Here is a 12,657-nt window from a genome sequence, read left to right as displayed (position 1 = left end):
GGCGGGACCTCCAGCGTGACCTTGATGGCCGGGTTCGGTATTCTCATGTCGATTCATACGCACCGGCGGCTGTTGACACACTGACGCTGGGCAAGCCGCAATCAGGGAGCAAGTCACGCATGCCGCTGCGTTGGAGACGAGAATTTCGATTCAGCCTCACTCTGCTGCTGGTGGGGCTGCTGGGCATGGCGAGCGCGGCCGCGCAGGGCGAGGAGGATTTCGATCCCGCCACTCACCCCGAGGTGAAGGCGATGCTGGAGTCGCTGTCCCGGCAGGGAGTGTCGGAGCGCGAACTCGATGCGGCCATGCGGGCGGCGAGATATCGGCCCCAGGTGCTGGAGGCGATGAGCCATGCGGCCGAGCGCCGGCTGCGCTGGGACGAGTATCGCGACATCTTCATACAGCCCGAGCGGATACGGCAGGGGGTCGCTTTCCTCGACGCCAACCGGGAAGCCCTGGAGCGCGCCGAGCGGCGCTACGGTGTGCCCCCGGAAGTCGTGGTGGCGATCCTGGGAGTCGAGACCCAGTACGGCCGGCACAAGGGGACGCACCGCGTGCTCGACTCGCTGTCGACGCTGGCGTTTCACCATCCCACGCGGGGTGGATTCTTCCGTGGCGAGCTCGAGGCCTTTCTCGCAATCACGCTGGGGCAAGGGGTCGATCCGCAGACGCTCTACGGCTCCTATGCCGGTGCCATGGGGTATCCCCAGTTCATCCCGACGAGCTATCAGGCCTACGCGGTCGATTTCGACGGCGACGGTTTGAAGGACCTGTGGAATGATCCGGTCGATGCCATCGGCAGTATCGCCAATTATTTCAGCGAACATGGCTGGCAGCGACACCGGCCGGTGCTGGTCGAGGCCAGCGGCCCCGAGGCGTTGCCACCTGATGTGAAATTCAACCGCACCGAGCCGCCGGATACCACGGTCGAGGCCCTGAAGCGCGTGGGTATCGAACCCACGGCGGGAAATCTGCAGCCACAGGACAAGGTCGTGCCGCTGGCGCTGGATTTCGCCGACGGCCACGTCCGCTACGTACTGGGTCTCGACAATTTCCACGTCATCACGCGTTACAACCACAGTCATCTTTACGCCATGGCGGTGGCGACACTGGCTCAGCGCATTCAAACGGCCATGGATGACGGCGTATGAAGCGTCGAGGCATGACATGGCGCGGTTTGCCGATGATCGTGCTGGTGTCGATACTGGCGGGCTGTGCCGGCGGTGGCGGCTCCCAGCAGGGCGGCGGACGCTACGCGATGGACCAGGATGCGTACCCCGACTCGCCCGAGGACGTCGCCAACGTGCCGGACGCGGTGCCCAGGGTCGAGCCGCGCTCCAGGAGCGGCAACCGCTCGACCTACAGTGTCTGGGGAAAGACCTATCACGTGCTCGACGACCCGACCGGATACTCGGCGGAAGGTCGCGCTTCCTGGTACGGGGTCAAGTTCCAGGGCTACGACACCGCCAATGGCGAAACCTACGACATGTACAAGATGTCGGCGGCGCATCGCTCGCTCCCCCTGCCCATCTACGCCCGGGTCACCAACCTCGACAACGGTCGCAAGGTCATCGTTCGCGTCAACGACCGCGGTCCGTTTCACAGCGACCGCCTGATCGATCTCTCCTACGCGGCGGCAGCCCGGTTGGGAATCCTGAAGGGCGGAACGGGGCGGGTGAAAGTGGAGGCGATCGACCCCGTGGCGTGGGCGCGTACCCATGGACGATCGAATTCGACGAGCGGGGCTGCCGAGCAGTCCGATGTTGCATCCCGGTCCGCCTCGCCCGCGGTATCGAAACGGGCCGCGCCGAGCCGGCCGCCCGGCTCGACATCGGGGGCAGGGACGGCGGTGAACTACGAGGCGAGCATCGACCCCATCCTCTCGGCGGCCAATGACGGCGACCCCACGGCTGCCGCCTCTGCGCCACCCCGCAATGCCGCAGCCGCGTCGCCCGACAACGCCACATCCGCGTCTGGCGTCACGCGCTCGTCTGCCGGTCAGCGCTACGTTCAGGTCGCCGCGCTGGGCTCTCAGGCCAAGGCGGAGGCGCTGAAAAGCCGCCTGCAGGGCTTGCTGTCGCGACCGGTTCGCATTGACAATGCGACACCTCTCTATCGTGTCCAGGTCGGGCCCATCGATGACCTGGCATCGCTCGAATCCATCAGAGCTACCTTGCGAGACGCCGGCTACGGCCAGGTGTTCCTGGTAGCGCCCACACAGTAACCTTTTCCAATGAGAACCCGATTGTCATGAAAGCGTTGTTCACTTCGTCTGTTTCACGCCTGGTCATCTCAGCGTCATTGTGTCTGGGGCTGTTTTCATCACCGGTCGGCGCTCAGCAGCCTACCCCCGACAGCCAGATGTCCACTGCCAATCCGGAACCGGGGCAGTTGATCCCGTCACCGCCGGATCTGGCGGCTTCTTCCTGGGTGCTGATGGATGCCTCCACGGGTCAGTTGCTGGTGAATCACAACGGGGACCAGCGTCTGCCGCCTGCCAGTCTGACCAAGATGATGACGGCGTACATCGTCGAACAGGAGATCGACGGTGGCAGCATCTCCGACAGCGACATGGTCAGTGTGAGCGAAAATGCCTGGCGCACGGGCGGCTCGCGCATGTTCATCCAGGAGGGCACCCAGGTCAGTGTCGAGGACCTGCTGCGCGGCGTGGTCGTGCAATCCGGCAATGACGCCAGCGTGGCGCTGTCGGAGTACGTCGCCGGCAGCGAGTCGGCTTTCGCCGACCTGATGAATCAGCAGGCCCAGCGCATGGGCATGCAGAACAGCCATTTCATGAACCCCACGGGGCTCCCGCACGACGATCACTACTCGTCCGCCCATGACCTGGCGATTCTCGCGCGCCATATCATCATGGACTTCCCCGACCACTATCAGGTCTATTCCGAAAAATACTTCACCTACAATGATATCCGTCAGCCCAATCGCAACCGCCTGCTGTGGCGTGATCCGGACGTCGACGGCCTGAAGACCGGGCATACGGAAGCCGCCGGCTACTGTCTGGTGGCATCCGCCAAGAAGCAGGACACCCGTCTGATCGCCGTGGTCATGGGCACCAACTCCGATGAGGCACGGGCGGCCGAGACCCAGCGCCTGCTCAACTACGGGTTCCGCTTCTTCCAGACCCGCAAGCTCTACGATGCCGGTTCCGTGCTCAACGAGGCGCGGGTCTGGGGTGGCGACAGCGATACCGTTCGTCTCGGTGTCAAGGATGCGGTCAGCATGACCGTGCCGCGGGGCAGTGCCGACAACCTGACCGCTCGCCTCAACCTGCCGGAGACGTTGCATGCGCCGATTCAGGCGGGCCAGCAGGTCGGCACGCTGGAAATCAAGTCCGGCGACGAGGTGCTGGGACAAGAGCCGCTGGTCGCGCTGGAGGGTGTCGAAGAGGGCAGCATCTTCAAGCGCGTCTGGGACTCCATCGTGCTGTTCGTGACCGGCCTGTTCGACTGAGTGCCGCCTGGCGTCGCCCCGGCGGCGCCTCTCCCGCCGCCTCGGAGGAATTCTGCGGGGCGGCGGGGCGGCATCGGTTGGTGAGCCGGGTAATGTTGAGTAGAATGGTCGGAAATGTACTCCGTTTCCAGATGCCATGACCCAGACTCCCAGCGATGTTGATCTTCCCCGACCCAAGGTCGAGTTTCCCTGCGATTACCCGATACGGGTGGTTGGCGACGCTGCCGACGATTTCGTGGCGGCCGTCAGTGATGTGATCGAGCGTCATGCGCCCGGTTTCGATCCGGCATCGATCAAGCTCTCCGACAGTCGTAATGGCCGGTTCCAGTCGCTGCGCGTGGTCATTCACGCCACCGGCGAGGCGCAGTTGAATGCGCTGTTTCAGGATCTGAAGGCCACCGGTCGGGTCCATATGGTGCTATGACGCCGATGTCCGCCCTGCCACTCTATCGCCTTGGGCGCCAGCCCTACCTGCCGGTCTGGCAGGCAATGTCGCGTTTCACCGATGGCCGCGACAGCGCAGAGCCGGATCAGCTGTGGCTGGTCGAGCACGAGCCCGTGTTCACGCAGGGACGTGCGGGCAAGCCTGAACATCTGCTGATGCCTGGCGATATCCCGGTGGTGGCGAGTGATCGGGGAGGGCAGGTGACCTATCATGGGCCGGGCCAGATCGTGCTGTACCCGCTGCTGGACGTTCGCCGGCGAGGGTTGGGGGTGCGTGAACTGGTGACGCTGCTCGAGAGCGCCGTCGTCGACCTGCTGGCCCAGCATGGCATCTCGGCTCGGGCGCGTCCGGACGCACCGGGGGTCTATGTCGGTGACGAGAAGATCGCCTCCCTGGGCTTGCGGATTCGACGAGGCTGCAGCTTTCATGGGGTAGCTCTCAACGTCGATATGGACCTGTCGCCATTTTCCCGTATCAACCCGTGTGGCTATTCGGGCCTGAAGATGACCCAACTGCGTGATCATCTGCCTGGACCGATCTCGTTCGACCGTGAATCCACGAGGCTGGCCGACTGTTTCGCGCAGCGGCTGGCGGTGAAACTCGAGGATCGGCCGCTGTGGCCACGAGCATTTGAACCGGTAGCGACTGCCTAGCTGCCGGCGTTCCAAGACCTATCAGGAAGGGACCTATGACCGAGACGACCGTGATGCAAACGCCCGAGGCCAAGAAGCCTGCCCGTGCCGAGCGGGGTGTCAAACTGCGCGGTGCCGACAAGGTATCGCGGATTCCCGTCAAGGTCATTCCGACCGAAACCCTGCCGAAGAAGCCGGACTGGCTGAGGGTCAGGATGCCGGTCTCTCCCCAGGTGACCCACATCAAGCAGACGCTGCGAAAGCATGGGCTGCACACCGTTTGCGAAGAGGCTTCCTGCCCCAATCTGGGCGAGTGTTTCAGCGGCGGGACGGCGACGTTCATGATCATGGGCGACATCTGCACCCGGCGCTGCCCGTTTTGCGATGTCGCGCACGGGCGTCCCAACGCGCTAAACGAGAATGAGCCGCGGGAGTTGGCCGAGGCCATCGCCGAAATGGGGCTCAATTATGTCGTCGTGACCTCCGTGGATCGTGACGATCTGCGCGACGGTGGGGCCCAGCACTTCGCCAACTGCATCCGCGAGATTCGCCGCGACAGTCCGGAAATCGAGATCGAGGTTCTGGTACCCGATTTCCGCGGTCGCATGCAGGTGGCTCTCGATATTCTGGAAGGCGAGGCGCCGGACGTTTTCAATCACAACCTGGAGACGGTGCCGTCCCTTTACCGCAAGGTTCGCCCCGGCGCGGACTACCAGTGGTCGTTGGACCTGCTGAAGGGTTACAAGGCCCGTCGTCCGGAAGTGATGACCAAGTCGGGGCTGATGCTCGGGGTGGGCGAGACCGACGAGCAGGTCATCGAGGTAATGCGTGACCTGCGTGCGCACGATGTCGACATGTTGACTCTCGGGCAGTACATGCAGCCGTCCCGCAACCATCTGCCCGTCGATCGCTGGGTGCATCCCAGGACATTCGACTGGTTCGCCGAACAGGGCAGGAGCATGGGCTTCACCCATGTCGCGTCCGGGCCGCTGGTCCGCTCCTCGTACCATGCCGACAAGCAGGCCCATGGGGTCGAAGTGAAGTAACCGCCTCTTAAATCGAATGAATCTCGGTCGGGCCCGCCGCTTCAATCGGTGGGCCCTTTCCGTCTCTGGCGGATGATTGCCTGGTGCTGGCGGCAAGGCTAGGGGGAAGCGAACGTCTTTTTTGAGTGCCCGTCTTTTTTGTGAGTCGATGCATCTGACGCGGTACGGAAGGCGTATTGGGGTAGTGATTCGTTCTGCGCGAACTAAGATTCTCAATAAATCATCGTGGCACGCCGGCTGATTTGCCGTTCCCTGCTCGTGTCATCAAGCGCGATCACGATGATGCCCATCAAACCCGACGATGTTTTCGTACTGAAGAGCCGAACTATGATTGCACCGAACCTGCCTGAGCAGGAGACAGAGCGCTTGAGTTTCCTGCACGACCTACAACTGCTCGATTCGAACGCGGACGAGGGCTTCGATCGGTTGACGGAGCTGGCAACGCAAATTTTCGACGTGCCCATGTCGTTGATCACGCTGATCGATGAAGATCGCCAGTGGTTCAAGTCGCGTCAGGGTTTGAGCGTGTGCGAGACACCCAGGCGGATCTCCTTCTGCGGTCACGTCGTGGCCGACGGCCAGCCGATGGTGATCAACAACGCGCTGCGGGATCCCAGATTCTCGGACAACCCGCTGGTGACGGGGGCGCCCTTCATACGCTTCTACGCGGGCTATCCGCTGTTCGTGGCGCCGGACATCTGCGTCGGCACCCTATGTCTGATCGGCACGCTCCCGCGTACGTTCGAAGAGACCGATATGCGTCGAATGAAGCTGCTCGCCGCCCAGGCCGAGGAGCTGATTCATCTCCACGTTCTGCGTGTCCGTGCGAATCTCGCCAGGGTGCCGGTTTCAGGTGCGAGCGGTGGTGGCGTCTAGCCATCGTCGGCGGGAAGGCACAGTAGCGTGGGCGTCTCGATCGGGGTGATTGGCGCCCGGAAGTGGGCGTTCAACTCCGGCAGCAGTTCGCGCACGAAACGCAGGAACAGTTCCGTTACCGGCGTCGGGTAGCGGTCCTTGGGATAGACCGTGCACCACGAGCGCCTCAGCGGGAAGCCCGGGATCGTCGGGCTCGCCAGCAGGCCGGAGGCGAGCTCCAGTTGCACGGCCAGTCTCGGCAACACGGCGACGCCGAGATGGGCCATGACCCCCTGCTTGATGGCCTCGTTGGTGCCGAGTTCGATGGTGTGGTGCAGTGAAATGCGCTCCCGCGCCGCGAAATCCTCGAACGCCGTGCGTGCCCCGGATCCCGGCTCTCTCATCAGCAGGTAGTGCCTCGCGAAATCCTCGAGCGTGGCCTTGTCGGCGGTCACCAGTGGATGGCCCGGCCAGACGACGGGGATCAGTTCGTTGTCCAGAATGGGCATGAAGACCAGGTTGGGGTCGTCCGGCACCATGCCCATGATCACCAGATCGTCCCGCCTTTCCGCCAGTCGCTCGAGCGCTTGCCCCCGGTTGCAGACGCGCAACCGAATCTGAACCTCCGGGTAGCGGGCGCGAAAGCGAGCCAGGATGTGCGGCACCACGTATTGAGCGGTCGAGACGGCGGCCAGGTTGAGCTCGCCGCGGATGGTGCCGGCCAGCTCCGACAACTCCATCTGAAGGCTTGAGACCTGACCGAAGATCGACTGCACCGAGGCGGACAAGGCGTCGGCGGCGGGCAGGATGTGGAGTGTCTTGCCGGCATACTTGAACAGCGGCTGGGCCAAGGCCTGCTCGAGCTGTCGGATCTGGGCGCTGACGGCGGGCTGTGTCAGGCCAAGTTGCTCAGCGGCGCGCGAGTAGGACTGCTGCCGATGGACGGCCTGGAACACCTGAAGCTGACGGAATGTCAGGCGATTGAGCAGGTTGGGTCTCGACATTCGGTACGCTCTCGCGGTCAGGTATAAGGTGAAGCTTATAGGTTGGCAAAAAAATATCAATTTTTCTATTGGGTCCCGGGTGGCTAGCGTAGAGCAGAAGAGAACCAACGCTTATCCGACAACCGGGAGAGCTTGCGGTGTTTAAGAAGCTGCTGATCGCCAACCGTGGCGAGATCGCCGTGCGTATTGTACGGGCCTGCGCCGAGATGGGCATCCGTTCGGTCGCGATCTATACCGAGCCCGACCGATTTTCGTTGCACGTCAAAGGCGCCGACGAGGCGCATTTCGTCGGAGAGGAGCCGCTGGCGGGCTATCTGGACCCGCGGCGTGTCGTCAATCTGGCGCGCGAAACCGGTTGCGATGCCATTCACCCCGGCTACGGTTTCCTGTCCGAGAGTGCCGAGTTCGCCAGGATCTGTAGCGAGGCCGGAATCGCTTTCGTCGGCCCGAGTGCCGAGGTCATCGCCAAGATGGGCGACAAGACGGCGGCGCGAGCGGCCATGCGCGAAGCCGGCGTACCCATCACGCCGGGATCCGAGGGCAATCTCGCCAACCGCGAAGAAGCGCTGACGGTGGCGGAGGAGATCGGGTATCCGGTCATGCTCAAGGCGACCTCCGGTGGCGGCGGGCGGGGCATCCGCCGCTGCGATACGCCCGAGCAACTGACTCAGGCCTGGGACCGGGTGATCTCCGAGGCGACCAAGGCGTTCGGCAGCGCCGAGGTGTTCATGGAGAAGTGCGTCGTCGATCCGCTGCATATCGAAGTCCAGGTGCTGGCGGACGGTCACGGTGGCGTCATTCATCTGTTCGAGCGCGACTGCTCGATCCAGCGTCGCAATCAGAAGCTGATCGAGATCGCCCCCAGTCCCCAGTTGACCCCGGAGCAGCGCAGCTACGTCGGCAAGATGGCGGTCCGTGCCGCCAGCGCGGTGAGTTACGAGAATGCCGGCACCGTGGAGTTCCTGGTCAAGGACAATGAAGTCTACTTCATGGAGATGAATACCCGGGTCCAGGTCGAGCACACCATCACCGAGGCGATCACCGGGGTCGACATCGTTCGCGAGCAATTGCGCATCGCTGCGGGGGAGAGGCTGGCCTACCGCCAGGAGGACATTCGCCATCAGGGCTACGCGATCCAGTTCCGGATCAACGCCGAGGATCCCAAGAACGACTTCCTGCCCAGCTTTGGCCGCATCACGCGCTACTACGCGCCCGGCGGCCCCGGCGTCCGCACCGATACCGCGATCTATACCGGTTACACCATCCCGCCATACTTCGATTCGATGTGTCTCAAGCTGATCGTCTGGGGCATGACCTGGGAGGAGACGCTCAACCGGGGCATCAGGGCATTGAACGACATGCGCCTTCAGGGGGTGAAGACCACCGCGCCGTACTATCAGGAAATTCTTCGCCACCCTGCGTTCCGCGCTGGCCAGTTCGATACCGGGTTCGTTCCCGCCCATCCGGAATTGCTCAACTACTCCGTCAAGCGCAATCCGGAGGAGATCGCCCTGGCGATATCGGCGGCCATTGCAGCTCATGCCGGGCTCTGAGCGCGGCCAACTCGGAATACGACGAATCGATCGGGACCAGAATCAGGAGACAAAAATGAACCAAGCCGAGCCGTCATCCGTCAAGATCAGCGATGTCGTGCTGCGCGATGGGCACCAATCGCTGCTTGCCACGCGCATGCGCACCGAGGACATGCTGCCGATCTGTGCCAAGCTCGACGCGATCGGATTCCACTCCCTGGAGGTGTGGGGGGGTGCCACCTTCGACGCCTGCGTGCGATTTCTCAAGGAGGACCCCTGGGAGCGCCTGCAGTCGCTCCGCGAGGCGCTCCCCGATACCCCGCTGCAGATGCTGCTGCGCGGTCAGAACCTGCTCGGCTACCGTCACTACGCGGACGATGTCGTCGAGCGGTTCGTCGCGCGTTCGGCCGACAACGGGATCGATATCTTCCGGGTCTTCGATGCGTTGAACGACCTGCGCAATCTCGAGACTGCCATGAAAGCGGTCAAGGCCAGCGGTAAGCATGCCCAAGGGACGATCTGCTATACCGTCAGTCCGGTTCATACCCGTGACATGTACGTCGAGCAGGCCAAGCGACTCGTCGACATGGGCGCCGACTCCATCGCGATCAAGGACATGGCGGGTCTGCTGACGCCGTACGCGACCGGCGAGCTGGTGCAGGCGCTGGTCGAGGCGGTGGACGTCCCGATCCATCTCCACGCCCACGCGACATCCGGACTCGCCTCCCTGAGCCAGATGAAGGCGATCGAGGCGGGGTGTCGCCACATCGATACCTGCATCTCCGCCTTTGCCGGAGGCACCAGCCATCCGTCGACCGAGGCGATGGTCGCGGCGTTCCAGGACACCCCCTATGACACCGGCCTGGATCTGGTGGCGTTGAAGGAGATCGGCGACTACTTCCGTGAAGTCCGCAAGAAATACGCGGCTTTCGAGAGCGAGTACACCCGCGAGGATGTCAGCGTGCAGATCTGGCAGGTGCCGGGCGGCATGATGTCGAACCTCGCCAACCAGATGAAAGAGCAGAACGCCCTGGGCCGGATCCAGGACGTGTTCGACGAGATCCCCAAGGTCCGTGCCGATCTCGGCTATCCGCCGCTGGTGACGCCGACCTCGCAGATCGTCGGCACCCAGGCGGCCATGAACGTGCTGACCGGCGAGCGTTACAAGTCGATCACCAACGAAGTGAAGCGCTACCTGCTGGGCGGTTACGGTCAGCCACCCGCGGAAGTGAATGCGGAGGTTCGTCGCAAGGCGATCGGCAACGAGTCGGTCGACGATGGCCGGCCCGCCGACCACATCAAGCCCGAGATGGCCAGGCTCGAGCAGGAGATCGGCGATCTCGCGAACAGCGAGGAGGACGTGCTGACCTTCGCCATGTTCCCCGATCTCGGGCGGGAGTATCTGCAGGGGCGGCGCGACGGCACCCTGGTGGCCGAACCGATTCCGGCCGCCGAAGCCTCCGGCGGCGGCCGGCCGGTGTCCGAGGGCGTGCCGACAGAATTCGTCATCGACGTTCACGGTGAGTCCTACGAGGTGCAGATCACCGGCGTCGGCAGCGGTAGCGGCCGCAAGCGCCGGGTCTACCTGACGCTCGACGGCATGCCCGAAGAAGTCGTGTTCGAGGCCAAGGACGAGTTCGTCCAGGAAGGCAAGGGTGGCGGACGGGCCAAGGCCAGCTCTCCGGGGCATGTCACCACGTCGATGCCGGGGAATATCGTCGACGTGCTGGTTGCCGAGGGCGACAGCGTGAAGGAGGGCCAGGCCGTGCTGATCACCGAGGCCATGAAGATGGAAACCGAGGTCCAGGCGAGAATCAGTGGCACGGTCAAGGCCGTCCATGTGGCCAAGGGGGACCGGGTGACACCCGGCGAGGTGCTGGTCGAGATCGAATAGCGGGCCGCGATCGCTGCGGCGTCACGACGAAAAACGCGGAGCCTGGGCTCCGCGTTTTGTCGTTCAGTGGATCGGACGCGTGGCGCCCGACGCCACGGCTTACTCCTCGACCTGGATGATCTTCATGGTGTTGGTGCCACCATGGGCGTTCATGTGATCGCCGCGGGTGAGAATGACGTGATCGCCCTTGTCGGCGAGCCCGCGGTCGACCAGCTCCTTGATCGCGCCGGCATTGATCTCGGTCAACGGGAAGCGCGAGCTGTCGAAGACCAGTGACACCACGCCCCGGTACAGTGCCATGCGACGTTGAACCATGGGCGTTTCGGCCAGCGCCACGATCGGGAGGCCGGACCGGATGCGCGAGGCGATCAGCGGGGTGTAGCCGGAGGCGGTCAGGCAGGCGATAGCCACGACGCCGGAGAGGTGGTTGGCGGCGTACATGGCGGACAGCGCCAGGGTCTCGTCGATGCGGGTGAAGCCTTCGTGAATGCGGTGCTGGGACTGCTGCGCGGCGCGTTCCCGCTCCGCACCCAGGCAGAGCCGGTTCATGGCGCGAATGGTTTCCACCGGATAGTCGCCGGCGGCGGTCTCCGCCGACAGCATGACCGCGTCCGTGCCATCGAGCACCGCGTTGGCGACGTCGAAGACCTCCGCCCGGGTCGGCAGCGGCGACTCGATCATCGATTCCATCATCTGGGTGGCGGTGATGACGACCTTGTTGAGGGTCCGGGCACGCGCGATGATCCGTTTCTGCACCCCGATCAACTGGGCGTCGCCAATCTCGACGCCCAGGTCGCCGCGGGCAACCATGACGGCTTCCGAGGCCCGGATGATGTCGTCCAGGGTCTCCGGGTCGGCAACGGCCTCGGCGCGTTCGATTTTCGCGACCAGGCCGATCTCCTGGCCGGCCTCGCCGAGCAGCTCGCGGGCGTACTGCATGTCGGCGCCGCTACGCGGGAACGAGACCGCGAGGTAATCGACGCCGATATCGATTGCCGTCTTGAGATCTTCCTTGTCCTTGTCGGTCAGGGCCGCGGCGGAGAGGCCGCCACCTTGCTTGTTGATGCCCTTGTTGTTGGTCAGCTTGCCGCCGACGACGACCTTGGTATGGATTCGGGGGCCGTCGATACGGTCGACCTCGAGTACCAGCCGGCCGTCATCCAGCAGCAGCTTGTCGCCCGTCTCGACGTCGTCCGCCAGCTCCTCGTAGTCGCAACCGACGCGCTCGCTGTCGCCGGCGTCGCGGTCCAGAGAGACGTCGAGTATGAAGGATTGCCCTTTTTCCAGTTTCACCCCGCCTTCTGCGGCAAAACGGGCGATCCGGATCTTGGGGCCCTGCAGGTCGCCGAGTGCCGCCACGGCTCGACCATGACGGTCCGCCGCCTCGCGTACGGCCTTGAGGCGGCGCCGGTGATCCTCGGGATTGCCGTGGGAGAAGTTCAAGCGAACGACGTCGACCCCGGCTTCGATGATGGCGTCCAGCACCCCCTCGCGATCCGTGGCGGGCCCCAGGGTGGCGACGATCTTGGTGCGGCGAATCGGGCCGTGAAACGCGTGCTGCATGGAAATTCTCCTGGCAACTGAGTGAGTCGTCTCGCCGCGCTGGAAAATCGGTGAATCGAAACGCGGCGATGACATGTGGTTATTTTACAACAAGCGAGCCATCCTGTCCGGAGCCCATTGGTGGGCTATTTCATCATGGACACGCCCATCATGGACAGTTCCACCGTGGACAGAGCCGCGCCGTCGACGCACGTCGCACCGTCGGGAAATGGCGC

11 protein-coding genes are annotated in these 12,657 nt (G+C 63.8%); 9 read left to right on the top strand and 2 right to left on the bottom strand.

Features of this window, described 5'->3' with window-relative positions:
• The first annotated feature begins 119 nt into the window (after positions 1 to 119).
• The 7 genes from mltB (at position 120) to Q0602_RS05250 (ending at position 6,470) form a co-directional block, all read left to right on the top strand.
• Positions 120 to 1,151, top strand: a complete 1,032-nt coding sequence (mltB, locus tag Q0602_RS05280) for a lytic murein transglycosylase B (RefSeq protein ID WP_298839953.1) — start codon at positions 120 to 122, stop codon at positions 1,149 to 1,151.
• Positions 1,148 to 2,224 carry a septal ring lytic transglycosylase RlpA family protein gene (locus tag Q0602_RS05275; protein ID WP_298839951.1) on the top strand — a complete coding sequence of 359 codons (1,077 nt, stop codon included), beginning with the start codon at positions 1,148 to 1,150 and terminating at the stop codon, positions 2,222 to 2,224. Before mltB ends, Q0602_RS05275 begins: the two co-directional genes overlap by 4 nt.
• Positions 2,225 to 2,361: 137 nt before the next feature.
• Entirely contained in the window at positions 2,362 to 3,471 is a 1,110-nt protein-coding gene (locus tag Q0602_RS05270) for a D-alanyl-D-alanine carboxypeptidase family protein (protein WP_298839949.1), read from the top strand.
• Positions 3,472 to 3,607: 136 nt separating this feature from the next.
• Complete coding sequence (locus Q0602_RS05265; RefSeq protein WP_298839948.1) at positions 3,608 to 3,895, top strand: DUF493 domain-containing protein; 288 nt, start codon at positions 3,608 to 3,610, stop codon at positions 3,893 to 3,895.
• Between the two features lie 5 nt (positions 3,896 to 3,900).
• Positions 3,901 to 4,569: a lipoyl(octanoyl) transferase LipB gene (gene lipB, locus Q0602_RS05260; protein ID WP_298839947.1), complete on the top strand. Its 669-nt coding sequence runs from the start codon at positions 3,901 to 3,903 to the stop codon at positions 4,567 to 4,569.
• Between the two features lie 35 nt (positions 4,570 to 4,604).
• On the top strand, positions 4,605 to 5,594 hold the full coding sequence (lipA, locus tag Q0602_RS05255; protein ID WP_298839945.1) for a lipoyl synthase: 990 nt from the start codon (positions 4,605 to 4,607) through the stop codon (positions 5,592 to 5,594).
• Between the two features lie 327 nt (positions 5,595 to 5,921).
• Positions 5,922 to 6,470, top strand: coding sequence for a GAF domain-containing protein (locus Q0602_RS05250; protein ID WP_298839943.1), 549 nt, complete (start codon positions 5,922 to 5,924; stop codon positions 6,468 to 6,470).
• Here the strand turns inward: Q0602_RS05250 and Q0602_RS05245 are convergent.
• Entirely contained in the window at positions 6,467 to 7,453 is a 987-nt protein-coding gene (locus Q0602_RS05245) for a LysR family transcriptional regulator (protein ID WP_295037361.1), read from the bottom strand. The genes Q0602_RS05250 and Q0602_RS05245 overlap by 4 nt on opposite strands.
• A gap of 137 nt (positions 7,454 to 7,590) precedes the next feature.
• On the opposite strand from Q0602_RS05245, the gene Q0602_RS05240 reads away from it, so the two are divergent.
• Together Q0602_RS05240 and oadA are read left to right on the top strand one after the other, a co-directional pair.
• A complete protein-coding gene (locus Q0602_RS05240; RefSeq protein ID WP_295037363.1) occupies positions 7,591 to 9,006 on the top strand; it encodes an acetyl-CoA carboxylase biotin carboxylase subunit in 1,416 nt (471 codons plus the stop codon).
• 55 nt (positions 9,007 to 9,061) lie between these two features.
• A complete protein-coding gene (gene oadA, locus Q0602_RS05235; protein WP_298839940.1) occupies positions 9,062 to 10,879 on the top strand; it encodes a sodium-extruding oxaloacetate decarboxylase subunit alpha in 1,818 nt (605 codons plus the stop codon).
• A 99-nt stretch (positions 10,880 to 10,978) separates the two neighbouring features.
• Here the strand turns inward: oadA and pyk are convergent, their stop codons facing one another.
• Positions 10,979 to 12,442, bottom strand: a complete 1,464-nt coding sequence (gene pyk / locus Q0602_RS05230; protein WP_295037366.1) for a pyruvate kinase — start codon at positions 12,440 to 12,442, stop codon at positions 10,979 to 10,981.
• Positions 12,443 to 12,657 lie beyond the last annotated feature (215 nt).

The sequence above is a fragment of the uncultured Salinicola sp. genome, assembly GCF_937921195.1.
Lineage (GTDB): Bacteria > Pseudomonadota > Gammaproteobacteria > Pseudomonadales > Halomonadaceae > Salinicola.
Note: the sequence above shows the minus strand (reverse complement) of the source record. Positions and strands in the feature narration are given on the sequence as shown.